The organism is Paludibacterium yongneupense DSM 18731 (assembly GCF_000422925.1).
GTDB lineage: Bacteria > Pseudomonadota > Gammaproteobacteria > Burkholderiales > Chromobacteriaceae > Paludibacterium > Paludibacterium yongneupense.
In genome coordinates this window covers 1-24,847 of the sequence record NZ_AUGZ01000019.1, presented here as the reverse complement: position 1 = coordinate 24,847, position 24,847 = coordinate 1, and the positions used below count along the sequence as shown (strand labels likewise).

Genomic DNA, 24,847 nt, shown 5'->3' with positions numbered 1-24,847 from the left:
CCTCTTAATAGCTATAGCTACAAGTTTGGGAGGGAAAGGCCGCTTTTCAAGGTAAGCGCAATCGTTTCAAGTGCGAAAGGCCATGACGTCCTCGCGCAACGAATCGGCCAGACGCGCCATCTGATGCGCGGTCTGCGCCGACACGTCGGCGGCCTCGTTGCCGGCCCCGGCCTGGCGGGCGACATTGTCGACCTGACGGACGATGCCATCGACCAGTTCGCGTTGCCGGTTGAGCTGCAGATCGATAGCGGACACCGCTTCGGCAACGGTGCGCGAATCGTCCACGATGCGGATAATGGCCGCGCGCGCCTCGCCGGTCGTGGCCGCCCCCTGGGCCGCCTGCGCCACCGACTGTTTCATCGCGTCCACGGCGCTGCCGGTCGAGAGCTGCATTTGCGAAATCACGCGGTCGATTTCACGTGTCGACTGACTGGTGCGTTCGGCCAGTTTTCGCACTTCATCGGCCACCACCGCGAAGCCTCGGCCCGACTCGCCGGCGCGAGCGGCTTCGATCGCGGCATTGAGCGCCAGCAGATTGGTCTGATCGGCAATATCGTGAATCACGTTGACGATGGCGCTGACCTCGTCCGCATCTTTCTCCAGTGAAGCCAGACTGTCGGCGGCCTCGCTCAGGGTGTCGGCGATGCGCTTGACATCGCTCTCCGCCGACACCAGCTGCTCGCTGCCGCTCTTCGCTGCGCTGCTCGACTCGCGCGCGACCTGGCTGGCCTGAACCGTCGCGGCGCCGATCTGCTCGACCCCCGACAGAAGGTCGCTGGCCTGGGCCGCCATCGCCGTCGAGCTGGCGTGCTGCTCGCGCGAGCACTCGGCGGCCGTGCGCGCCTTGTCGGCCAGTTCCCGCGCGGCCTGATCGAGATTCTGCGAATGGGCGTTGGTGCGCTTGAGTGCCTGCTGAAAGGTCTCGAGCAAGCCATTGAGCGAAGTCGCGACCTCGCCCACCTCGTCGCGGCCGAGAATATCGAGCCGTTGCGTAAGATCGCGGCTATCGCGTATGGCTGCCACCTGCTGCACCAGCCGGTTGACCGGGCGGGCGACCAGGCGCCGCGTCAGCCACCACAAGGCCAGGGCCAGAAACACCAGCAAGGCCAGGCTCAGCGCGAACAGGGTTTGCAGCAATAGCTGGTTATCGTGCTCGAGTTCGGCTTTGACCTCGTCGCTGATGACCAGCCAGCCCCACGGGGTATAGCTGGCATAGGCCAACACATGCTCGCGAACACCCTCTGCATCGCGGAGCCGGACCAACAGCGAACCCCTGCCGTTCTTGACGAGGGCGCTCAGGTAAGCGCGACCGCTGGCGTCGACATCCTGTGAAACCGACTTCCCGGTCAACTTCGGGTGCAGCAGAAATTTGCCGTTCTGGCGTATGTCGACAATGAAGATATGCCCGCTGGCTCCGACCCTGACCCGCGACAGGCGCGCCAACAGGCTGGACAGGCCCTGGGTCGCCCCTTCGCCGACAAAGGATGCGCCGATGATCTTGCCGGCGGCGTCGCGCAGCGGGGTGTAACTGGTAATGAAATCCTTGCCGAACAATAGTGCGTAGCCGACGTAGTTGTCGCCGCGCAGCAGGCTGGCATAGGCGGGATTATCGTGGTCCAGCGGCGCCCCCACCGCACGCGAGCCGTCTTCGCGCAGCAGCGAGGTCGATATCCGCACGAATTCGTCGCCATCGCGCACAAACAAGGTCGCCACATTGCCGGTCAGCGCACTGAAGTGATCGACCTGCTCGTTCTGCTCATTGAGTACATGTCCGTTGAGCAGCAACTCAGGCGCCGTCTTGCCGTTCGGCAGCGGCCGCCGGCCGCCGCCGAGGCCGAAACGCCCTTCGAGACCGGCCTGGAATACCTTGTCGAATTCACGGGTCGAGGTCTGCATCGCGTCGTAAAAGCCGTCGACCATATTGATGGACTGATCGATCAATTGCGTCTGTATCATCCGCGTCCGTTCCAGCATCAGACGCTGGGCGACAAAAGAGAGCGGCACGACAAAGGCCGCGATGAGCGCCACCATCAGCACAAACTGCGACAGCACCAAACGGGTCCCGATTTTCATTATTGCACTCCCCCTCTGCGTCGGCCTGGCGCCGCCGCGGAACACTGTCTAAATGGCCTTGCTTGACGGCATGCGTGCGGTTTTCCACTGCCCATGCCAGCGGCTAACTGCTATCCTATTGCCATCGCAAAGCTCACACTTGCATGATGGCCACCGCTTGATGACTCACACCGCACGACTCGACTGGCAAGACGGTCAGCCCTACTCCTCCCGCTACGAAGACATCTATTTTTCGCGCGACAGCGGCCTGGACGAGACACGCCATGTGTTTCTGCACCATAACGCGTTGCCCGAACGCTTCGCCGCTCTGTCGAACGACAGCCATTTTGTCATCGCGGAAACCGGCTTCGGCACCGGCTTGAACTTCCTGTGCGCCTGGCAATGCTTTCTCGAGCATGCTCCGCCCGGCGCCCGCCTGCACTTCGTCTCGACCGAGCGCTTTGCGCTCGCCGCCGACGATCTGGAACAGGCGCTGGCCCTGTGGCCGCAGCTGGCGGATCTGGGAAAGCAACTGCTGTGCCAGTACCCCTTGCTGACTCCGGGCTGGCACCGGATGAACTTCGCCGAAACCCGCATCACCTTGACCCTGCTCGTCGGCGACGCCCTCGAGACGCTGCCGCGCCTCGAGGCCAGAGTGGACGCCTGGTTTCTCGATGGCTTTTCCCCGGCCAAAAACCCGGATATGTGGCAGCCGGCCCTGTTTCAGACCATGGCCCGGCTGTCGGCGCCCGGCGCGACCTTCGCGACATTCACCAGCGCCGGCTTCGTTCGCCGCGGCCTGAGCGCCGTTGGTTTCCGCGTGGAAAAAGTTCCGGGCTTTGCCAACAAGCGCGAGATGAGCCGCGGCGTTCTCGAACGCATCCCCGACCCCGAATGGCAGGCTCCGTGGTACCAACACCCGCGCTCGCACCTCAAAGAGCGCAGTGCCATCGTCATCGGCGGCGGGATAGCCGGCGCCGCCAGCGCCTACAGTCTGGCGCGGCGCGGCTGGCAGGTCACCCTGCTCGAACGGCACGACGCCCTGGCGAGCGAAGCCTCCGGCAATCCTCAGGGCATGCTGTATACCAAGCTGTCCCCGCACTTCACCTCGCTGACGCGGCTGGCCCTGGCCGGCTACGCCTACACGCTCACCCTCGCCGAGACGCTGTTTGGCGACGACCCCGATGCCTGGCAAGCCTGCGGCGTACTGCAACTGAGCGAGAGCGGGGACGAACGGCAGGCCGCGCTCGCGGCCTGCGGGCTGCCCGCCGACATGCTGCATCCGGTCGATGCGACCGAAGCCGGCCGCATCGCCGGCATTGCACTCGAACGCGGCGGCCTGTTCTTCCCGCGCGGCGGCTGGGTCCATCCCCCGACGCTGGTCGCCGCCCTGTGCTCGCATCGCAATATACGGGTCATTACCGCCGCCACGGCGCTGGAACTCGCCTACGATCCTTCAGAAGGGCAATGGCTGGCCTTCGGCGAGAACGGACCGCTGGCCGTCGGGGCGGTCACCATACTCGCCGCCGCCGCCGATTGCTCATCCTTCGATGCCACCAGCCATTTGCCGCTCAACCGCATCCGCGGGCAAATCAGCGAGGTGCCGGCCACCGCACAAAGCGGAGCGCTCAAAACCGTCGTGTGCGGCGAAGGCTATGTCGCCCCCGCGCGCGCGGGACGACACTGCATGGGCGCGACATTCAAGTTCAATAGCGAGCAGAACGGAACGACGGTGGAAGAGCATCGCGAGAACCTGGCCATGCTCGGCGGGCTGTCTCCGGCCTTGTTCGGCGCACTCAACGGCGCCGGACTCGACCCCGAGCGTATCGACGGTCGCGCCGCCTTCCGCTGCGTGAGCCCGGACACGCTGCCCCTGGTCGGCCCCGTCACCGATGCCGCGGCCTTTCGCCACGCCTATCGTGCGCTGAGCCGCGACGCGACGCTGAGGATGGACACGCCCTCGCCCTGGGTACACGGACTCTACGTCAATACCGCGCATGGCTCGCGCGGCATGATTACGGCGCCGCTGGCCGGCGAGATCCTGGCGGCGATGCTGGAAAACGAGCCCGGCATTCTCGACCGCCCCTTGCTGGACGCCTTGCATCCGAGCCGCTTTCTGCTGCGCGAACTGATCCGCAGCACCCCGCGCTGAACGGGCCGTCCGCGCCGGGCATCCTGCGATGTCCTGCGCGGACGCGCTCTTGTCTATACATCAAATATCCCCTAGACTGGCCCGCTGTTGTATAGACTTATTTCGACTGGAGCCACGCGATGATCACCCTTACCCCCGGCCACCTCACCCTCGCGCAATTGCGCGCCATCGCTCGCGGCGACGCGGGTCTGAGGCTGGACCCCGCCAGCTACGACGCCATCGACGCCGGCGCCCGCACCGTTGCCGATATCGCCGCCAAGGGCGACCCGGCCTACGGCATCAACACTGGCTTCGGTCGTCTTGCAAATACGCACATCCCGCGCGAGCAGCTGGAGCTGCTGCAGCGCAATCTGGTCCTGTCGCACGCGGTAGGCGTCGGCGGGCCGATGCCGCGCCCCGTGGTCCGCCTGCTGCTGGCGCTCAAGCTCTCCAGCCTGGGCCGCGGCCACTCCGGTATCCGCCGTGTCGTGATGGACGCACTGGTAAGCTTGTTCAATGCGGATGTGCTGCCGCTGATTCCGCTCAAGGGCTCGGTCGGCGCCTCGGGCGATCTGGCGCCGCTTGCACATATGTCGGCCGTCCTGCTCGGCGTCGGCGAAGTCTTTATCAAGGGCGAACGCGCGAGCGCCCGGGACGGGCTGAAAGCCGCCGGTCTCGACGTGATGGCCTTGCAGGCAAAGGAAGGACTGGCCCTGCTCAACGGTACCCAGGCATCGACCGCGCTGGCCCTCAACAATATGTTCGCCATCGAGGACCTGTACCGCACGGCGCTCGTCGCGGGCGCCCTGTCGGTCGATGCGGCGGCCGGTTCGATTCATCCGTTCGATGCACGCATCCATGCCTTGCGCGGCCACGCCGGGCAGATCGACGCGGCGGCAGCCTATCGCGCGCTGCTGCAAGGCTCCGCCATCAACCTGTCCCACCGCGACTGCGGCAAGGTACAGGACCCCTACAGCTTGCGCTGCCAGCCACAAGTCATGGGCGCCTGCCTTGACCAGATGCGCCATGCCGCCGAGGTGCTGCTGATCGAAGCCAACGCGGTATCCGATAATCCGCTGATCTTCCCCGATACCGGCGAAGTCTTGTCCGGCGGCAACTTCCACGCCGAGCCGGTGGCCTTCGCCGCCGATAACCTCGCGCTGGCCGTCGCCGAGATCGGAGCCCTGGCCGAGCGCCGCATCGCACTACTGATCGATGCCACGCTCTCGGGTCTGCCCCCGTTCCTGGTACGCGATGGAGGCGTCAACTCCGGTTTCATGATCGCGCACGTCACCGCCGCGGCACTGGCATCGGAAAACAAGACACTCGCACACCCGGCTTCGGTCGACTCGCTGCCGACATCGGCCAATCAGGAAGACCACGTCTCGATGGCGACCTTTGCCGCGCGCAAGCTCGGTGACATGGTCGAGAATACCGCCGCCATTCTGGCGATCGAGCTGCTGGCCGCTGCTCAGGGGGTTGACCTGCGCGCGCCGCACGCCACGTCGCCGAGTCTGCAAGCGGTGATGCAGACCCTGCGCGCCGAGGTTCCGCATTACGACATCGACCGTTACTTTGCCCCCGACATCGCCGCCGTCACAGACATGGTCCGGGGCGAAGCCATCGCGGTGCACAGCCCGTTCGCATTCGCGTCGCAAGCGCAGTAAGGGCACCGCGCGCCGGCGTCCGGCTCACTCGGGCACGGACGGACCGGCGGCAGCGAGGGCCCCTTCCACTGCCGCGCGCAAGACGGCGGGCAGGGCCGTTGCCTGCCCTTGCGCGTAATCGACCCATACCAGCACCGCTTCCGCCGTCGCATAAACGATGTCGTCGCCACTGCCGTAGCGGAAGAATCGATGTCGCAACTTCAGGCTGCTGCGTCCGAGGTGCTCGATTTCTATTGTGATATCGAGCTCGCCCGGATAGCGCAACTCCCTGAGAAAGGTACAGCCTGTGCTGGCGATGACCGGACCGGCGGCGCCGGGCCGGATCGCTTCTCCCAGCGATTCCAGCCAATCGATGCGAATCTGCTCCAGATAGCGAAAATAGCAGGTATTGTTCAGATGCCCGAGGGCATCCATATCCCCCCAGCGCATGACGATCCGGCGCCGATCGATGATCGGCCAGGCGGCGATCTTCATTCCCGTCCCTTTCTCCATGACAAGCGGTTTGATCAAGCCAGCTGATAACACTAAACCATAAAAAGTCAGTGCTTTCGACCGCTGTTGCCAGCGGCGAGATGCGGCGATGCCGGATTTGTCGCCACCATCCGTGACAGCGCGACGTTCTGTAATAGAGCGCAGGCAGGATGAACGGCAGTGTAAAAGCCGGCTGCGACGCAATAAGCGGGCGCTCGAAGCCGCCGCGCGTTACGATGGGCTTTACAAACCTCTAAAAAAAAGATCAACTTAGCAATGCCAACGCTCCGTAACTGTCGTGAGACAGCAAGGGGCGCTCCGCAACCGGAAACTGCGGCTACGGAGTTGGCGACGCCCGCCCAGAAAGCGGGCAGTCGGACAGTCAGTAACAGGCTTGGCAGTCTAACCGACAGTGAGGTATCAGGATGATTTCACGCATCCCACTCAGCATCCGCCGCAAGCAGGCGCGCGACCAGCACGAGAGCTTTCTCTATGCAGTCGCCAAACCCCAGTTGAGCGATCTGGAGCGCAACCGGCAACAGAAAGTCCGCCAAAGGGCGCACGACCGGGATGATGCCCGGTTTCTGGCCGAACGCTGCGAAGACGTTTTCTAGACATCATCAGGCGGGGCCGCCTGCCGGCCCTGTCCGCAGACCCGTCCCGCGACGGGTGCAACACTCTTCTCCCGCCTCAAGCGCGTGCGTCGTACCGACCCTCTCGCAGTCTCATTGACAGCAAAAATCCTCGACTAGTCCTCATTATTACAACAGCTTGTAATAAATAAGCCTATATAGATAATTACAGACGACACAGTACCGATGTACGATAGGCACTGGCGTCCCCAAAAAGCGCAGCACACTTCAGACAAAGTACGCATGCGCCCGATAGTAAAAAACCACAACAGAGGAACATTTTCGAATGAGTACGGATAACAATATTATCTTTGACCCACGTGCGCTCAGAGTTCAGCTCGACCTGAACCAGCAGGAATTCTGGAGTGCCATCGGGGTTACGCAATCGGGCGGATCTCGTTACGAAAACGACCGCCGGATCCCCAAACCCGTCATGGAGCTGTTGCGTCTGCGCTACCAGTTGGGCATCCCGCTCGACGGCATCACGCTGGACAATGCCCCCATCATCCGCGCGATCGCCAGTGGCGAACTCGATACCGAGACCCTGCGCGACAATGTCGAGCGGATTCAGGCGGTTCTCTGTGCCAGCGAGGCACTCGCAAAGGAAGCCGCCAAACTGTCCACCGCTGCGGAAGCCTTGCTCAGCCGCCGCTGATCCGCGAGCCACGGGCCCTGCCCCGTGGCTTTCTACGCACCTGCGCCGACCTTGCCGGCGTTTTGCCTCCCCGTCCCGTCGCGAGCCGCAGCCGGCTCGATGCCATGCTCGCCGCCTCTCCCGTCCAGTAAACGGTGTTCGAGAAACTGCCTGACATACGCCTGCACCGCATCCCCCGCATTGCGCAGATGCCATACCATTTGCACGGGAATACGCAACTCGTCTTGCGCGAACGGCTGCAGCATGACCCCGGGCGGGGTCCCTATCATCTCGATGACCAGCGAAGGCAGAATCGAAATGATGGGGATTGCCTCCACAATCGCGGGAATGGCCGTCAGACCGATCGATGTCGCACGCTTGTCGCGGGCCAGGCCATGCGCCTCGAAATAATGGTCGATCAGCGTCGGAAATGAACCGACATAACTGGAAGACAGATGCGGAAACGCGGCGATGTCGGCAAGCGTAGCCGGAACCGGCAGCGGAACGAGCAACGGGTTGTACGCGAGCATGAAGCAGGTCTCGAGCAGCAGTGCCGAACCATGCCACTCGCGCAAGGCCAGTGGCGACGCCACGATCGCGATATCGATCTCGCCCTGATCGAGGGCGTCGAGCACTTGCGGCAATGGCTGGGCGGCGGCGTGAATCTCGATGCCGGGCGCATGGTGGTAGAGATGCGCGAGCAAGGGCGGCAGCAACAGGCGCTCGAACAGCTCCGGCAGCGCGAGACGGACCCGCGCCTTGGCTTCGGCGGCGACAAACTGCGGCGGCGCCAGCATCTCGCGACTGGCATCCAGCCACGCGGCAACGCCGGGCGCAAGCGCGAGGGTGCGTGCTGTCGGCGTCATCCGCGACCCCGTGCGTATATACAGTGGATCATCGAACATCATGCGCAGGCGGTTGAGCGCATGACTCATGGCCGACTGGCTGATGGCGAGCCGGGCCGCCGCCTGCGTCACGTTGCCCGACTCGTGCAATAGCGCATCGAAGGCCACGATCAGATTCATGTCCCAGCGCCGGAACTGTCGATGAAAATCGGCCGAACGCACATCATTAATATCGTGCATATTATTAATCACATCTATTAATTTGATGCATTATAGCGTTGGGAGGACAATCAGCGAAAGCAGGAGTCCATCAATGAGTCTTTCGCACTACACCCCGTTTCATCGACAGCTGTTACTGATCAACATCGGCTTGATGGCGGCGCTCGAGTTCATGCAAAACGGCATGCTCTCCTTTGCGTCGGCCTATATCTCGGGCGGCGTCAATGCCGCCCCCGAGGAGTTCAGCCTGGCCGCCGCCGCGTATGCGGGCACCGCGATCCTGATGATCGCCAAACATAACTGGCTGGTCGAGCGGCTTGGCTACCGCCGTTTCATCCGCCTGTCCTTGCTGTTGTTTACCCTGGGCGCCCTGGCCGCGTCCTGCGCCAGAAATCCCCAGGAGCTGATCGCGGCGCGCATGCTGCAGGCACTGGGCGGATCGGCCTTCTTCACCGGCGCCCGGGTCCAGGTCAACCGTTTCGTCGGCGCAGAGCGCGGCGTCGCCATCCGCTACCTGGCCTGCGGACTGATAGGGGCCAGCGCCCTGGCGCCCTGGCTGGCGGCACGCCTGCTCGAAAGCCACTCCTGGCGCGGCATCTTCCTCGGCCCCTTGCTGCTTGCCTTGCCGGTCGCCATTTTGTCGGAAATCACGCTGGAGGAACACGACGACACGCGCGAACGCGCTCAGCTGCATCCGATGGGAACCATCATGCTGGCGGCGGCAGCCTGCTGCATCCAGTACGCACTCGAACGCGCGCCTTATGATATTTTCAGCGACGGCACGCGCATCCTGTTTTTGCTGGCGATCGGCGCCCCCTGCCTGTTCGTGTATGTACGCGGCCAGTTCTCCCGCCCGCGCCCGGTTCTGCCCTTCGAACGCTTCATGAACGATCGCTACCGCGCAGGTTTACTGATCTATGGCTTGTGCTACCTGGTCCTGTCCAGCAGCAACTATATGCTGCCGATCATGATGCAACGCGGACTCGGCTTTCCCGCCCTGGGCACCGGCGCCATCCTCTCCGCGGCGGCCACCCTCTCTATCGTGGTCGCGCTCGGGCATGTCGCCCTGGTCAAGCACTACCCGCTGCAACGCAAATACCTGGTCATCGCCTTCCTGATGCTGGCCGTGTTCGGCTTCGATCTCAGCCGGACCAGTCCCGACATCGCCCGCTGGCAACTGCTGCTGCCACTGGCCGCGTTTGCCGTATTCTCGGCACTCGGGCAGGGTACGGCGGCGCTCAATACCTTTGCCGGGCTGGATGAGGATGTTTTCTCGCAGGCCTATCAGACAAAGAACATGCTGCGGGAATTATTCAATTCGACCGGAATATCGCTGGCCACGATACTTTTGCAGATGCGCAGCTCGCTGCACTACGCACGACTGGCCGAACGCTTCACCCCGGGCAGCCCGGGCCTCGACCCGACGCTGACGGCGGCGTCCGGGGCCGACCCCGCACGCTGGCAGACCATGGCCAGCGCCGTGGCGCAACAATCGACTCTGATGGCCAGCCTGGATTTTTTCTTCGCGATAGGCTGCCTGGGGACCGTCTGCGTGCTGATTTCACTGCTGCAGCGCCGCTTCCGCTGAGGTTGCGGCGCGAGGTCAGGCCAGCCTCCCGCAGGCCGCACCGCTCCTAGATCGATATCAACAGCGGGCTTGCGCCATGCTGTTAGGCTAAGGCGGATGTCTTCGGAAATCATCCGCTCACCACCAAGCCAAGGGAGTTATTTGTCATGCAAAAACCCACCCGCACCGTCACCTCGCCCAAAAAGTTCATCATAGGCAGCGACCTGCTCAGCGAAATCGATGAGTATGTCCGTGCCTATGGGGACCATGCCTTCTTTATCTGTGATGAGTTCATCCTCGAGCGCACTCGCGAACAGGCAGGGGCCGCGCTCGCGCAGGCCAAGGTCGGCGCCAGCTACGAGCGCTTCGGCGGCGAATGCACCCAGACCGAAATCGATCGCCAACTCGCCCGCTTCAAGGCCAGCGGTGCCAACGTCATTGTCGGCATCGGTGGCGGCAAGACGCTGGATACCGCCAAAGCGGTCGCGTTCTATGCGGCCAGGCCGGTGCTGATTTTCCCGACCATCGCCTCCACCGACGCCCCGTGCACGGCTCTGGCGGTCATCTACAAGGAGGGCGGCGAATTCGACCGCTATCTGTGGCTGCCGCAGAATCCCGATGTGGTTCTGGCGGATACCGGCATTCTCGTTGCCGCCCCCTTCCGCTTTTTCGCAGCCGGTGTCGGCGATGCCCTCGCGACCTATTTCGAAGCCCGCGCCTGCTATCTGTCCGACGGGGTCAATCTGGTCAACAAGAAACCCTCGCGCACCGGGCTCGGTCTGGCCGAGCTGTGCTACCAGCTATTGCGCGAGAACGTCGCCATGGCCGCGGATGCGGTACGCGCCAAAGCTGCGACGCCCGCGTTCGAACACATCATAGAAGCCACGATTTATCTGAGCGGCGTCGGAGCCGAAGCCGGCGGCCTGGCGGCAGCGCATGCGGTCAATAACGGCATGTCGGCCATACCGCAACTGCATAACGCCCAGCATGGAGAAAAAGTCGGTTTCGGCCTGCTGACGCAGCTGGTGCTGGAAGGGGCGCCGGAAGAGGAGTTCGCCGAAGTCATCCGCATCATGAAAACGGTCGGCCTTCCCTTGTCGCTGGACGAATTCGGGCTGACCGCCTTCATCGAAGCAGACTGGCGGCGCGTGGCCGAGATCGCCTGCGCGGAGGGCGATTCGATGGCGAATATGCTTCGTCGTTGTACGCCGGACCAAGTCTATGACGCGATGCGCGCCGCGGATGCGATAGGCAAACGCTACGCCTGAGCGCTTCGCACCCCCGCACTGCCGCGGAAGACGGCGAGCCCAGGCTCGCCGTTTTTCGTACCGCCCGGCTTTAGCTTCGCTCGCCAACGCCGGCGCACCGCGACCCTCCCTCGATTTCCATCCATCGGCCGCACCTTGCGCCTGGGCGTCCGCGCTCGCAGGCACCCAGGCCTGACTCCACCCACCCCGTCACCGCAACAGAGACGGGGCTCAGAGCCGTTATCTTCACGCACCCGCAAGAGATGTACTGGCGAAATGGCCATGTACTATATTCCACAAAGCGAATAATTAATTACAAATACGGCTCGCCCACGTGCGTTATCGCCGCGCGACATGGCGCTAGCCCTATCACCGAGGACATCGCGATGAAAATATCCGGGAAGCTATACCTGTTGCTTGCGTTCGGTTTGTTCGGCCTGCTGCTGAACGCCGGGATCACCCTGCGCCAGTTGAGCGCAATCAACCAGTCGGTCGAGAACATCACGCATGATGCGATTCCCTCGATGAGCAAACTCGTGGCAATACGCAGCCAGCTCAGCGACGTGCGCCGCGGCATTCTCAAACATGTACTGGCCAAGGGCGCCGCCGAAAAGAACGCCCAGCGCCAGGTCATCGATCAGGGGCAAGCCAAAATCGCCACGGGGTTTGCCGACTACAAGCAGACCATGATTTCGGATGCTCAGGACCGGGCCAAAATCGACGCCGCCGAGGCGGCGATCGACCGCCTGCTCAAGGTTGTACCCGGGGTGCTCGCCCTGTCCGATCAGGAAAAAATCGATGCCGCACGCGAGCTGATCGCCAACGAGACGACCCCCATGTCCCAGGCTGCGGCCGACGCGATCAACAAGGCGGTCGCCTATAATCAGCAACTCGTGGACAAGTCCAACGCCGATGTCGCGGCAACGCTGAGCACGAGCCGGCTCATGCTGACCTCGATTCTGGCCGCCACGACCGCCATCCTGCTCGCCGGCGGGATCTGGCTGGTCAGACAAATCCGAACTCCGCTGGAAACGCTGCGCGGTGGCGTCATCGAGCTGGCTGCCAGTCTCGACTTCACTCGGCGCATCGAAGTCGGCGGCCACGACGAAATCAGCGAGACCGTCGCCGCGGTCAACCACTTGCTGTCCACGCTGCAGGAGGCGCTCAACCAGATCAGCCGGGTGGGCGACGATATCAACGGCAGCGCGCAAAACGTCGCCACCGCCTCGCACCAGATGGCACAGGCCACGCAGCACGTGAGCGAAGCCACGGCCGGCATGTCGGCCGCCGTCGAGCAAATGACGGTCAGCGTCACCCACGTGGCCGACCGGGCGGAGCAGGCCGACAACAGCGGTCGCCAGGCAGGCTCCGACGCCAGCGACGGCAGTAACGTGATCAACAACACGATCACCGCCATCCGGACCACCTCGGACACTGTCGCCGAAGCCGCGGACAAGATCGAGAATCTGAAAGGGCAGACCGCACGCATCGACGCCGTGGTCGGCGTGATCCGCGATATCGCAGAACAAACCAATCTGCTCGCCCTCAACGCCGCCATCGAGGCCGCACGCGCAGGCGAGCAGGGGCGCGGTTTTGCCGTGGTCGCCGACGAAGTCCGCAAGCTGGCCGAGCGCACGGCGACCTCGACCCGGGAAATCAGCGGCATGATAGAGGCAATCCAGAACGGTGCCGAACACACCGTGGCGTCGATGCAGCAGGTCGTGAGCCAGGTCCAGGCCGGCGTCAGCCAGGCGGAACGGGCAACGGCGGCGATCGAGCGGATACTCGGCAGCACCCACGCCGTAGTCGATCAGGTCAGCGAGATATCCGGCGCCATGCGCGAACAGTCGCAGGCCAGCAACAATATCGCGCAGCAGATCGAGCGGGTTGCACAGATGACGGAAGAAAGCAGTGCCAGCACCCGTGCCACGGCCGCCTCGGCACATGATCTGCGGCAACACGCCTCGACCCTGCACAGCACCATCGCACGTTTCAAAGTCAGCGCCTGAGCGCGCCTTTGCCGTCGGGCCGGCATGCCGGCTCGACGCTCAGCATAACAAGCCGTCGCCTTCGCTCACCCGCTGCCTGCCGACCGTGAAAGCATTGATGGAGGCCAGCGCCCGGTCTTCGAATTTCTCCCCGTCGCACACGGCGAACGGAGCGACGGCCACTTTGGGAGCGTCCGGGATGCCCGCGACGCGGTCGATGGACAATATGCCGAGGTAGCCGCCGCCTAGGGACAACTGAACATCGACACGCAGCAGGTAATCGCCTTCTTGCCAGGTTTCGCTTGCCATCGCTATATCCTTTTCAGTGTCATGGTTATATCGAAGTCGCTAGCATAACACTACCAGGATGGCACTGCCCAAGCTGCCGCCCGGCAGCCGGGCGGCAGCGCTTCAGGCTCAGAAGAAACCGAGCGCCTGGTCGGAGTAGTTGACCAGCAGACATTTGGTCTGCTGGTAATGCGCGAGCATCATCTTGTGATTCTCGCGGCCGATGCCCGACTGCTTGTACCCCCCGAACGCGGCGTGCGCCGGATAGGCGTGATAGCAGTTGGTCCACACCCGCCCGGCCTCGATCGCGCGTCCGAAGCGGTATGCGCGCGTCGAATCGCGTGTCCACAGCCCCGCGCCCAGGCCGTACAGCGAATCGTTGGCAATGGCCAGCGCTTCGTCTTCGTCGCGGAAGGAGGTGACCGAAACCACCGGCCCGAAAATCTCCTCCTGGAAGATGCGCATCTTGTTATGGCCGACGAACACAGTCGGCTGGATGTAGTAGCCGTTTTCCAGCCCGCCGCCGAGCTTCGCCGCCGCGCCCCCGATCAGGCAGCGCGCGCCTTCCTCCGGCCCCAGCTTCAGATAGGACAGGATTTTGTCGTACTGCTCGCGCGATGCCTGAGCGCCTATCATGGTGTTCGGGTCCAGCGGGTGCCCTTGCTTGATCGCCGCAACGCGTTTGACCGCCCGCTCCATGAAGCGATCGAAAATCGACTCCTGGACGAGCGCGCGCGACGGGCAGGTACACACCTCGCCCTGATTGAGCGCGAACATGGCAAAGCCTTCCAGGGCCTTGTCGAAATAGGCATCGTCGCGATCCATCACATCCGCAAAGAAAATATTGGGGCTCTTGCCGCCCAGCTCCAGCGTGACCGGGATCAGGTTCTGGCTCGCATACTGCATGATCAGGCGTCCGGTGCCGGTTTCGCCGGTAAACGCGACCTTGGCCACGCGCGGGCTCATGGCCAGCGGTTTGCCGGCTTCGGGCCCGAAGCCGTTGACCACATTGACGACGCCGGGCGGCAACAGATCGCGGATCAAATCCATCAGGACCATGATGGAAGCCGGAGTCTGTTCCGCCGGCTTGAGTACCACGCAGTTGCCGGCGGCCAGCGCGGGGGCGAGCTTCCACACCGCCATCAGCAACGGGAAATTCCACGGAATGATCTGTGCCACCACTCCCAGCGGCTCCTGGAAATGATAGGCCACGGTGTCACGATCCAGTTCCGAAATACCGCCTTCCTGCGCGCGGATGCAACCGGCAAAATAGCGGAAATGGTCGATGGCCAGCGGCAGGTCGGCCGCCTGCGTCTCGCGGATGGGCTTGCCGTTGTCGATGGACTCCGCCGCCGCGAGCATGGCCAGATTGGCTTCCATGCGGTCGGCGATGCGATTGAGCAGGTTGGCGCGATCGGCAGCCGATGTACGTCCCCAGGCCACACGCGCGGCATGGGCGGCATCCAGTGCCAGCTCGACATCGGCGGCGCCGGAACGGGCGACGCGGCAGATGACCTCGCCGTTGATCGGCGTCGTGTTGTCGAAATAGACATTGTCCACCGGGGCGACCCACTCGCCGCCGATAAAATTGCCGTATTCCTGCTTGAAGGGAAAGGGCAAACCGAGATGCTGCATTTCTGCCTGATTCATGAGCGTAGTCTCCCGTGTTGTGGCTCCGCCGCCACCTGATGCGACGCCGGAGCCTTGCCAATTGCAATCGGCGTGCCATCAGGGTAAAAACGTCATACGTGTCTCGGCGGGCCTGTAATACAAGGACTTACGCGTCCTCGCCGCTCATGAGCGGCAGCGGCGGCGACAGGAGCTGTACCAATCTGCAACAACTGTCACGGGGCGTGTGACAGTTGTCACGTCTAGAGGAGAGCAAAGCATGCCGGAGCGGACCGTAGCGACGACAACGCAAGGGGGGATGCCAGCGGACCCCCCGTCCGACGGCGGCCTCGACCGGGCGCACCAGCGTTCGCGCGGCTACGGTCTGCTCGAGTACGATACCCCGCACTACCCCATCCTGGCGGCCGATGTGCTGCGCCTGCGCCGCGAGCAGAACCGCGCGCTGCAGACCCATGCGCTGCCGGTGATGGAAGCCTTGTATCAGCAGATCGCCAATACGCACAGCATGGTGGCGCTGACCGATGCCAAGGGCCTGATCCTCCACTCGTTCGGCGATGACGATTTTCTGAAGAAAGCCGCGCGCGTCGCCCTGCGCGCCGGGTCCGACTGGAACGAGGAGCATCAGGGCACCAACGCGATCGGCACCGCACTGGCCGAGCGCCGTGCCGTCACCGTCCACGGCACCCAGCATTTTCTGCGCGCCAACCAGTTCCTAACCTGCTCCAGCGTTCCCATCTTCGAACCCTCCGGCCAGCTCGGAGGCATTCTCGATGTGACGGGCGATCAACGCGGCTATCACGCCCACACCCTGGCCCTGGTCCGCATGTCGGCACAGATGATAGAGAACCATCTGTTCGATCATGCCTTCGGTCATGGTTTCTATTTGCGTTTCCACAGCCGCCGCGAATTCATCGGCACCCTGATGGAAGGGCTGGTCGCCTTTTCCGGCGACGGAATCCTGCTGGCGGCGAACGGCAGCGCGCGCTTTCAGCTGGGACTGGATGGCATGGCCCACGAGCGGACTCTGGCGGCCTTGTTCGGCATCGCCCCCGGCGCGCTGCTCGAGCGCTGCCGCTTGCAGAGCGCCTGGCTGGAGCTGCACCTGCACGGCGGCGTGCAGGTCTGCGTGCAGGCGCAATGGCGCGGCGCCACGCCCGGGGCCGCACCCGCGCCGACGCCGGGGACCTCCGCCCTGCCCCATCTGCGCTACCTGAACACCGGCGACGCCCAGGTCGGCAGGCTGCTGGACAAAGTGGCCAAAGTCATCGGCCGCGACATCCCGATTCTCATCACCGGCGAGACCGGGACCGGCAAGGAATTGCTCGCGCAGGCCATCCATCGCGACTCTCCGCGCGCCGGCGCCAGCTTTGTCGCGGTCAACTGCGCGGCCATCCCGGAAACCCTGATCGAATCCGAACTGTTCGGATATGTCGACGGCGCTTTTTCCGGTGCCCGGCGCAAGGGCTACCGCGGCAAGCTCATGCAAGCCAACGGCGGTACCCTGTTCCTCGATGAAATCGGCGACATGCCGCTGCCGCTGCAAATGCGCTTGTTGCGGGTACTGCAGGAACGCGAGGTCGAGCCGCTCGGGGGCAGCGGCCCGCTCGCGGTCGATTTCAGCCTGATCTGCGCGACCAACCGCGACTTGCAGGCCATGATAGCCGCGGGACGCTTTCGCGAAGACCTGTACTATCGCATCAATGGCCTCGTCGTCCGCCTGCCTCCCGTGCGCGAGCGCAGCGATCTGGATGTCATCGTACGCAAGATCCTGCAGGCAGAAAGCCGGCATTGCGGCGCGCGCGAGGTTTCACCCGAGGTCATGGCCCTGTTCCACCGCTACGCTTGGCCCGGCAACTTCAGGCAGCTGGCCGCCTTGTTGCGCACCGCCTGCGCGATCGCAGATGACGATGGCGTGATCCGCCCCGCGCATCTGCCCGACGACTTCATGCCCGACGACGCCCCCTCGGTCGCCTTGAGCAGGCAGGAGCACGATGCCATCGCGGCGGCCGTCACCGCCCATCGCGGCAATGTTTCCGCGGCGGCGCGCGCCCTCGGCATTTCGCGCAACACCATCTACCGCAAACTCGGCAGCAAACACTGACCCCGGTCATGGAGAGGGTCGATGTCGCTGCGGGTCACACAATGCGGGTGGCACATTCAAGGCAAAACCCATAAAATCGCGAGCTTGATCGGTTAGTTCCGATATTTGGGTAATGTCGTCCGTGGCACCTGTCACGCCCCGCTCGCCCTGAGTGCGACCCTGCAGGTTGCATTGCCACTCTCCGTCCAATTGCGCGCAGACGCAGCGGAAAGCCCCGCAGGCGGCGGGCAGGCGATCACAATGAACTGGAGAAGTACGTTGAAAACAAACAAAATCACCCTTTGGGTCAGCATCGCGCTGATTCTCGGGGTCGTCGTCGGCTATATCAACCACAATTCACTCGACCCCAAGGCCGCCAAGGACCTGGCCGCCAACTTCGCGCTGTTGACGGATATCTTCTTGCGCATGATCAAGATGATCATCGGCCCCCTGATTTTCTCCACGCTGGTTTACGGCGTTGCCAGCAGTGACTCGAAGTCGGTGGGACGCATCGGGGTCAAGGCCATGGGCTGGTTCGTCGTCGCCTCGCTGATCTCGCTATTCCTCGGCCTGCTGTTTGTCAATGTGATGCAACCTGGCGTCGGCTACAACCTGCCGATCCCGACCGACGGCGCTGCCAGCACCATCAAGGCCAATGCGCTCAATCTCAAGGATTTCGTCGCGCACATGTTCCCGAAGAGCTTCTTCGAGGCGATGAGCAATAACGAAGTGCTGCAGATCGTGATCTTCTCGATGTTCTTCGGCTTTGCACTGGGTGCGATCAAGGACAAGGCACCGCGCTATCTGCTCGGCACCATCGGAGAGATTTCGCATGTCATGCTCAAGGTAACCGGTTATGTGATGTGCCTGGCCCCGCTCGGCGTGTTCGGCGCGGTAGCCGCCACCATCACCACAGACGGTCTGGGCATCCTGGCTGTCTACGCCCGCTTCCTCGGCACCTTCATCCTGGCCACGCTGACCTTGTGGGCCATCCTGGTCGCAGCCGGCTACGCCTTTCTCGGCCGCCAGGTGTTCGCGCTGCTCAAAAGCATGCGTACCCCCTTCCTGCTCGGCTTCGCCACCGCCAGTTCGGAAGCCGCCTACCCGAAAGTCCTGGAGCAACTGGAGAAGTTCGGCGTCAGCGAACGTGTCGCCGGCTTCGTGCTGCCGCTCGGCTATTCCTTCAATCTGGACGGCTCGATGCTGTACTCGGCTTTTGCCTCGCTGTTCATCGCCCAGGTGTATAACATTCCGCTGAGCCTCGGCCAGCAGATCACCATGCTGCTGGTGCTCCTGGTGACCAGCAAGGGGATCGCCGGCGTTCCGCGCTCGGCGCTGGTGGTGGTGGCGGCCGTGCTGCCGATGTTCCATCTGCCGGAGGCCGGCGTCCTGCTGCTGCTCGGCGTCGACCACTTCCTCGACATGTTCCGCACCGCGACCAATGTGATCGGCAACGCGCTGGCCACGACCGTGGTCGCCCAGTCGGAACGCGCTATCGGGGCACAGAACGAAGAGCTCTGAGCCGTCTTTTCGGATACGCATCGCAGCCGGCGGCTGCGATGCGTTTTTTTTTGTCCGTCTTACAAGGCCAACGGGTCGATATCGCCAACGCTGTCAAAGACATAGTCGGGCTGATAGGGGAAATGGCTGACCGACGCCAGCGTGGAGACACCGGAGAGCACCAGCGCCGTTCGCATGCCCGCCTCCAGTCCGCCCACGATATCGGTATCCATCCTATCGCCAATCATGACGGCATCATCAGGATGTACCCCCAGCTTGCGTGTCGCCAGCAACATCATCAGAGAATTGGGTTTGCCGACGATATACGGTTTTTTGCCGGTCGCGGCCGAAATGGCGGCCAGCAACGTCCCGGCAGCCGGTTCGTACCCCCCCTCGACCGGGTCGATCATGTCGGGATTGGTGCCGATGAATTTGGCGCCCTGGTCGATCAGGCGCACGGCCTTTTTCAATTGCTCGAAACTGAAAGTCGACGATTTGGCGACCACGACATAGTCGGGACGCGATTCGGAAATGGAAAACCCGACGTTATAGAGCTCATTGATCAGACCACCGCCGCCGACAACATAGGCGGTCGCTTGCTCCTTGCGCTTCTGGCTTTTCAGGAACATCGCCGTCGCCATCGCACTGGTAATAAAATTGTCCTCGCTCAAGCCCGGAATCCCGAGTTCTTCGAGTTTAAGCTTGAGATCGAGCGGAGTCTGCTCGGCGTTATTGGTCAGAAACAGAAACGGAGTTCGGGTATCGAACAGGCGTTGCACGAACTCCCGGGCCCCCGGAATCAGCTGCTTGCCACGATAAATCACGCCATCCATGTCGGAAATAATGCTCTTGCCCATGACTTTCCCTTCTCAGTGATCGTTTGCGCGGCATCCATGCCACGCGCTGGCGGGCCATGGCCCGTCTCTCAATTTCGTGCCGGCTGCACGCTGAATTCTTCGATATGCTCGACCCGCAGGATATCCATCGTCAGATGCGTGACCGTGCGGGTATTTTTCTTGTCCTTGGCGGACACCATATAACTCCACTCTGAAGATGCCTCGCTTACCCGCACCGACAGAGAATCCTCGTGCAGGATGAAACCGAAGCTGTCCAGATCGCCGCGCAGGCGCTCCATCGTCCATGGATGGTCGCGCGAGAAACGCATCGTGATGTACAGACTCGCCCGGCCTGGCAACATTCTCTCGATACGGCTGACCACAACCAGGCACAGGACAGCCAGCACTGCCAGCATGATGGCAGCGGCATAGAAACCGACCCCGACCAGGATGCCGATCACCGCCGATGCCCAGATCGAGGCGGCTGAAGTCAGTCCGCTGATGCTGAAGCCCTCCTTCATGATCAGGCCGGCACCAAGAAAGCCGATGCCGGAGAGGATGCCCTGCGCCACCCGGGTCATATCCCCGTGCAGCATATTGCCCAACCCGCCGCCATACCAGCTCTGCGAATACCCGACGATGACGACAGCCGCCGTCGATGCCATGCAGACCAGTCCGTAGGTGCGCATGCCGGCCGCCCTGCCGTTGTAGGACCGCTCGTAGCCCACCATCATCCCGAGTGCCAGCGAACCCAGCAGATGCAAAAAGATCATCAGGTTGATGAATAACTTGGGAGCGCCCCAGTACTGTGAAAACAATTCAGATAATGTCACTGGCATATAGCTTCCTGAAAGCATGCATCGACCCTTAAGTATACATGCCTACATGTACGCAACATCGCTAGCATGATTCATGCAGTGTTCAAGCCGAAATCGTCGCCCCCTTCGATGCGATGGTCATTACTTGACCCCGGGCAATCGCGGTCTGTTGTTGTGAAGGAACGTTTAAGGCATAACTCGCTTGAATGAATATTCAGATGGAGGCTGACATGAGTATTGCCGGACGTATCACCGTTATGCTGCTGTTCGCCTTGCTCGGGCTGCTCGGCATCGGAGTCAACGGCTTGTGGGGGCTGAGCACGGCCCAGCAGCGCTTCGAGCTGATACAGGGACGGGAAATACCCGCCATCCAGTTGCTCGACGACGCGCGCGACACCGCCAGCCAGATCCGCATCGCCACCCGCGACCATGCGCTTGCCGCCGGCGCGCAAGACAAGCTCGCCTACGAACAGCGTGTCGCCGCCCTGCACGATCATTTCCTGCAGGATATCGCACGTTTTGAAAAAGACCTCGCCGCCGATGATGACGAGCGCAGAATGCTCGCGCAGGAAAAAGCCGATATGGACCACTATATGGCGGTTCAGGCGACGGTTTTTGCACGATCTCGCGCCAACGACACCATCGGCCTGCAGCAGGCGATAGCGCCGGACAGCGAGTTCCGCCGCGCCGCCGTCGCGGTGAACCGCGATTTGTCGGCGCACATGGACTACAACGCCCGGCTCGCCGCCACGCTGCGCCAGACCAACGAGCATGCCTACGCCATCGAGAAAGCCTCGCAGCTCGGCATCCTGATCGCCGTCGCCGCGATTGTCGGGGCATTGGGCTACCGCCTGGCCAGTATGATACGCCGTCGGCTCAACACCTTTCGCGAAGTGATGGAAGAGATCAGCGTCTCTCAGAATCTGACCACCCGCATCGATGTCCTGACCCAGGACGAGCTTGGCCGCACCGCCGCCGCCTTCAATCATCTGCAGCAACGCATGTGCGCCAATCTCGGCCAAATACTGGACGGTGCCAACGAAGTGGCCGCTGCCGCAGATCAGTTGAAGCAGACAGCCGGGCAAGTGGCCGATGCCGCAACGCAGCAGAGCGAAGCTTCGGCCGCCATGGCCGCGACGGTGGAGCAGATGACAGTCAGCATCAACCACGTCGCCGATCGCGCACACGAAACCTATAACCTCGCCAGCGAAGCCGGCGCGCTCGCCCGCGAAGGCGGAGACACGATAGGCCAGACCATCCGCGACATCCATGAGATTTCCAGCGTGGTCGGGACGGCCGGCTCGAGCATCCGGGAAATGGTGCGCTATACGGGCAAGGTCGGGAGTGTCATCAATGTCATCGGCGAGATCGCGGAGCAGACCAATCTGCTGGCGCTCAACGCCGCCATCGAAGCGGCACGCGCAGGAGAACAGGGGCGTGGCTTCGCCGTCGTCGCCGATGAAGTCCGCAAGCTGGCGGAGCGTACGACACTGTCCACGCAGGAAATCGCCGCCACCATCGAAACCATGGTGAAGCATTCACAGGACGCCACCGCCCAGATGCAATCGGCGGAAGACCTGGTCACGACGGGTGTGGGGCGCGCCGATGTCGCCGCCCAGGCCATCGGACGCATCGGCAATTCTTCGCACGACACCGCCGACCGGGTCAACGAAATCACCTTGGCCATCCAGGAGCAAGGCAGCGCCGGCAATGCCATCGCCGCGCAGGTGGAACAGACGGCGCAGATGACAGGGCAGTCGAGCGCAGCGGCAGAGCAAACCGCCAGCAGCGCGGCCCGGCTCAACGAGCTGGCCCATATCCAGATAGGCATTCTTGCGCAGTACACACTTTAGCCAAGACGGCCTGCCCGTGCACGACAAAGCCCGGCACAAGGCCGGGCTTCTTCGTGCACGGGCAGCGAGGCTTCAGGCCTGCGTGCCGTCTTCGCTCAAGCGCATCTCCGGATAGCGCGGTTCCCAGATTTTTTCGTCGACCAGGCGCGCGATCTGCTGCGCACTCAGATCGTGGATCAGGCCATCGGCCAGCGCCTGCTTCCCGACCGACAGAGCCACCGCGCGCGACACGCTGCGCAGATCGCTGACCGGCGGCAGCAGATTGGCCTGCGCATCGAGACGGGCCGGCGACAATTCCGCGAGGGCCTTGGCCGCGGCCATGAACAGCGCATCGGTAATGCGGGGAATCTTCAACGCGATGGCGGCAACACCGACGCCCGGAAAGATATAGGAGTTATTGGTCTGATCGACCTTGAACTCGACGCCGTTGCGGTCGATCGGCGGAAACGGGCTGCCGGTTCCCATCACCACGCGTCCCCCGGTCCACTCGACCAGATCCTGCGGCCGCGCTTCGCTGTTGGCGGTCGGGTTGGACAGCGGGAAGATCACCGGGCGCTCGGTGTGGCGCGCCATTTCGCGCACGATCTTCTCGCTGAAAGCGCCGGTCTGGCCCGATACGCCGATCAGCACCGTCGGATGCGCATTCTTCATCACATCGAACAGTGAGACCCGACCCGCCTGTTCCAGCTCCCAGCCGTCGACCGTCGACGCTTTCTGCACGAAACGACGCTGGAACGGCTCCAGCGACTCCATCGGCACGACGCCTTCCAGCATCAGACCGAAACGGTCGACGACGTAGAAGCGGCCGGCCGCCTCTTCAGCCGTCAGACCGGCTTCGACCAGCGTGCGCTGGATCAGCGAAGCGATGCCGCAGCCGGCAGAGCCCCCGCCGAACACGGCGATGCGCTGTTCGGTCAGCGGCTTGCCGGTGACATTGATCGCCGCCAGCAGGGTGCCGGTCGCGACGGCGGCGGTGCCCTGCACGTCGTCGTTGAACGAGCACAGCTCGTCGCGGTAGCGTTCCAGCAGGCGGCTGGCATTGTTCTTGGCGAAGTCTTCCCACTGCAGCAGCACGTGCGGCCAGCGTTCTTTCACCGCGCGGATGAATTCATCGATAAAGGCATCGTATTCATCGCCACGCACGCGCTCATGGCGCCAGCCGATATAGAGCGGATCGGCCAGGCGCTCCTGATTGTCGGTACCGACGTCGAGCGTGATCGGCAGCGTGGTGGCCGGGTGCAGACCGCCGACACCGGAGTACAACGCCAGTTTTCCGATCGGGATACCCATGCCGCCGGCACCCTGGTCGCCGAGGCCGAGAATGCGTTCGCCGTCGGTCACCACGATGGCTTCGACGTTGTCGAAGCGCGGATTGGCCAGGATCTTGCGGATCAGGTCCTTGTGCGGGATGCTGAGAAACAGGCCGCGCGGCTTGCGGTAGAGCTGGCTGAAACGCTGGCAGCCGGCGCCGACGGTCGGGGTGTAGATAACCGGCAGCATCTCTTCGATGTGATCCGTCAGCAAGGCGAAGAACAGGGTCTCGTTGGTGTCCTGCAACTCGCGCAGCATCACGTAGCGATCGAGGTCGGTCGGCAGCGCGCGCAGCGCTTCCAGCCGGCGCGATACCTGTTCTTCGATCGTCATGACATTGGGGGGAAGCAGGCCGTGCAGACCGAACTGATCGCGTTCGGCTTCGGTAAAAGCGGTTCCCTTGTTCAGCAAGGGGTCGGACAACAGGTCCATTTCAGACAAAGCCGTTTCTATCGAACACACGGTCGCATGCTTCGGCACCGGTGCCGCACTAAACTTGGAACCCATTTCAAATCTCCATCATCAAATAACTATTAAATGATATTTTACGCAAAACGGAGCGCGTCCGCCCTGGCGTCAGATCAATTCAAGCTCGCCGCAGCGTGCGCGGCATCACCCCGTCACTAGCACAAGCCGTGCCTGGCGATGCGCAACGATACAGGCCGTGCAAACCTTTGATTTTGCCCCCTTCTCCCGCAAAGTAAAATGAGTCGCATTCGGAATACCGTACAGATTGCCGCACACGCGTCGGCATCCCGTCACCTCTCCCTGTCGACAGTCGTTCGCGACGCCGAATCGGCAGCGACGGCGCGCGTTCGGAAAACCGAACGAACGATATCGAGCCGGTTCAACAACCCGTTTATTTTCAATGCCTTGCTATATGACTAGACGATACTCCGCCATGGCACAACACCTGCTTATACGGGGTGAAGCCGGCAGTCAGCGCCGCCGCCCGCATTTACAGGAGAAGCCACCATGAACACCTATCGCATCGAACACGATCTGCTGGGAGATAAAGACGTACCGGACGAAGCCTACTATGGTGTGCATACCCTGCGCGCGCTCGAGAACTTCCCCAT

The 24,847-nt window shown here is 62.8% G+C and carries 18 protein-coding genes; 10 read left to right on the top strand and 8 right to left on the bottom strand.

Annotation, left to right across the window (positions count from 1 at the left end; all coding sequences use genetic code 11):
• Positions 1–66: 66 nt before the first annotated feature.
• Positions 67–2,073 (bottom strand): methyl-accepting chemotaxis protein, encoded by a 2,007-nt coding sequence (locus G520_RS0108610; protein WP_028535290.1) that lies wholly within the window; start codon positions 2,071–2,073, stop codon positions 67–69.
• A gap of 160 nt (positions 2,074–2,233) precedes the next feature.
• Here G520_RS0108610 and mnmC point away from each other — a divergent pair, with 160 nt between their 5' ends.
• Complete coding sequence (gene mnmC / locus G520_RS0108605; RefSeq protein WP_028535289.1) at positions 2,234–4,204, top strand: bifunctional tRNA (5-methylaminomethyl-2-thiouridine)(34)-methyltransferase MnmC2/FAD-dependent 5-carboxymethylaminomethyl-2-thiouridine(34) oxidoreductase MnmC1; 1,971 nt, start codon at positions 2,234–2,236, stop codon at positions 4,202–4,204.
• A gap of 119 nt (positions 4,205–4,323) precedes the next feature.
• Positions 4,324–5,850, top strand: a complete 1,527-nt coding sequence (gene hutH, locus G520_RS0108600) for a histidine ammonia-lyase (protein WP_028535288.1) — start codon at positions 4,324–4,326, stop codon at positions 5,848–5,850.
• Positions 5,851–5,874: 24 nt separating this feature from the next.
• Here hutH and G520_RS0108595 read toward each other — a convergent pair whose 3' ends face one another.
• Positions 5,875–6,324 carry an acyl-CoA thioesterase gene (locus G520_RS0108595; protein ID WP_036665843.1) on the bottom strand — a complete coding sequence of 150 codons (450 nt, stop codon included), beginning with the start codon at positions 6,322–6,324 and terminating at the stop codon, positions 5,875–5,877.
• Positions 6,325–6,746: 422 nt separating this feature from the next.
• Here G520_RS0108595 and G520_RS0108590 point away from each other — a divergent pair, with 422 nt between their 5' ends.
• Both G520_RS0108590 and G520_RS24895 read left to right on the top strand, forming a co-directional pair.
• Positions 6,747–6,935 (top strand): hypothetical protein, encoded by a 189-nt coding sequence (locus G520_RS0108590; protein WP_028535286.1) that lies wholly within the window; start codon positions 6,747–6,749, stop codon positions 6,933–6,935.
• A gap of 304 nt (positions 6,936–7,239) precedes the next feature.
• Positions 7,240–7,608, top strand: coding sequence for a helix-turn-helix domain-containing protein (locus G520_RS24895; RefSeq protein WP_156876912.1), 369 nt, complete (start codon positions 7,240–7,242; stop codon positions 7,606–7,608).
• Positions 7,609–7,640: 32 nt separating this feature from the next.
• On the opposite strand, the gene G520_RS22190 is transcribed toward G520_RS24895, so the two are convergent.
• A complete protein-coding gene (locus G520_RS22190) occupies positions 7,641–8,672 on the bottom strand; it encodes a LysR family transcriptional regulator (RefSeq protein WP_051229281.1) in 1,032 nt (343 codons plus the stop codon).
• A gap of 73 nt (positions 8,673–8,745) precedes the next feature.
• On the opposite strand from G520_RS22190, the gene G520_RS0108575 reads away from it, so the two are divergent.
• From G520_RS0108575 to G520_RS0108565, 3 genes are all read left to right on the top strand, one after another.
• Complete coding sequence (locus G520_RS0108575; RefSeq protein WP_028535285.1) at positions 8,746–10,239, top strand: MFS transporter; 1,494 nt, start codon at positions 8,746–8,748, stop codon at positions 10,237–10,239.
• Between the two features lie 146 nt (positions 10,240–10,385).
• On the top strand, positions 10,386–11,486 hold the full coding sequence (locus G520_RS0108570) for a glycerol dehydrogenase (protein WP_028535284.1): 1,101 nt from the start codon (positions 10,386–10,388) through the stop codon (positions 11,484–11,486).
• Positions 11,487–11,851: 365 nt separating this feature from the next.
• A complete protein-coding gene (locus G520_RS0108565) occupies positions 11,852–13,474 on the top strand; it encodes a methyl-accepting chemotaxis protein (RefSeq protein WP_028535283.1) in 1,623 nt (540 codons plus the stop codon).
• A gap of 39 nt (positions 13,475–13,513) precedes the next feature.
• On the opposite strand, the gene G520_RS0108560 is transcribed toward G520_RS0108565, so the two are convergent.
• Positions 13,514–13,762, bottom strand: a complete 249-nt coding sequence (locus G520_RS0108560; RefSeq protein WP_028535282.1) for a hypothetical protein — start codon at positions 13,760–13,762, stop codon at positions 13,514–13,516.
• A 108-nt stretch (positions 13,763–13,870) separates the two neighbouring features.
• On the bottom strand, positions 13,871–15,391 hold the full coding sequence (gene adh, locus G520_RS0108555) for an aldehyde dehydrogenase (protein ID WP_028535281.1): 1,521 nt from the start codon (positions 15,389–15,391) through the stop codon (positions 13,871–13,873).
• 238 nt (positions 15,392–15,629) lie between these two features.
• Between adh and G520_RS0108550 the strand changes: the two genes are divergently transcribed.
• The gene (locus G520_RS0108550; RefSeq protein WP_028535280.1) at positions 15,630–17,471 is read left to right on the top strand and encodes a sigma-54-dependent Fis family transcriptional regulator; all 1,842 of its coding nucleotides are present in this window, start codon (positions 15,630–15,632) and stop codon (positions 17,469–17,471) included.
• 258 nt (positions 17,472–17,729) lie between these two features.
• A complete protein-coding gene (locus tag G520_RS22185; RefSeq protein ID WP_036665840.1) occupies positions 17,730–18,971 on the top strand; it encodes a dicarboxylate/amino acid:cation symporter in 1,242 nt (413 codons plus the stop codon).
• Positions 18,972–19,030: 59 nt separating this feature from the next.
• Here G520_RS22185 and G520_RS0108540 read toward each other — a convergent pair whose 3' ends face one another.
• Together G520_RS0108540 and G520_RS0108535 are read right to left on the bottom strand one after the other, a co-directional pair.
• Positions 19,031–19,807, bottom strand: a complete 777-nt coding sequence (locus G520_RS0108540) for an HAD-IIA family hydrolase (protein ID WP_028535279.1) — start codon at positions 19,805–19,807, stop codon at positions 19,031–19,033.
• 68 nt (positions 19,808–19,875) lie between these two features.
• The gene (locus G520_RS0108535; protein WP_036665837.1) at positions 19,876–20,625 is read right to left on the bottom strand and encodes an MgtC/SapB family protein; all 750 of its coding nucleotides are present in this window, start codon (positions 20,623–20,625) and stop codon (positions 19,876–19,878) included.
• Positions 20,626–20,834: 209 nt separating this feature from the next.
• On the opposite strand from G520_RS0108535, the gene G520_RS22180 reads away from it, so the two are divergent.
• Positions 20,835–22,457 carry a methyl-accepting chemotaxis protein gene (locus G520_RS22180; RefSeq protein WP_169449824.1) on the top strand — a complete coding sequence of 541 codons (1,623 nt, stop codon included), beginning with the start codon at positions 20,835–20,837 and terminating at the stop codon, positions 22,455–22,457.
• A gap of 72 nt (positions 22,458–22,529) precedes the next feature.
• On the opposite strand, the gene G520_RS0108525 is transcribed toward G520_RS22180, so the two are convergent.
• Positions 22,530–24,275, bottom strand: coding sequence for an NAD-dependent malic enzyme (locus G520_RS0108525; RefSeq protein WP_051229279.1), 1,746 nt, complete (start codon positions 24,273–24,275; stop codon positions 22,530–22,532).
• Positions 24,276–24,847: the final 572 nt, after the last annotated feature.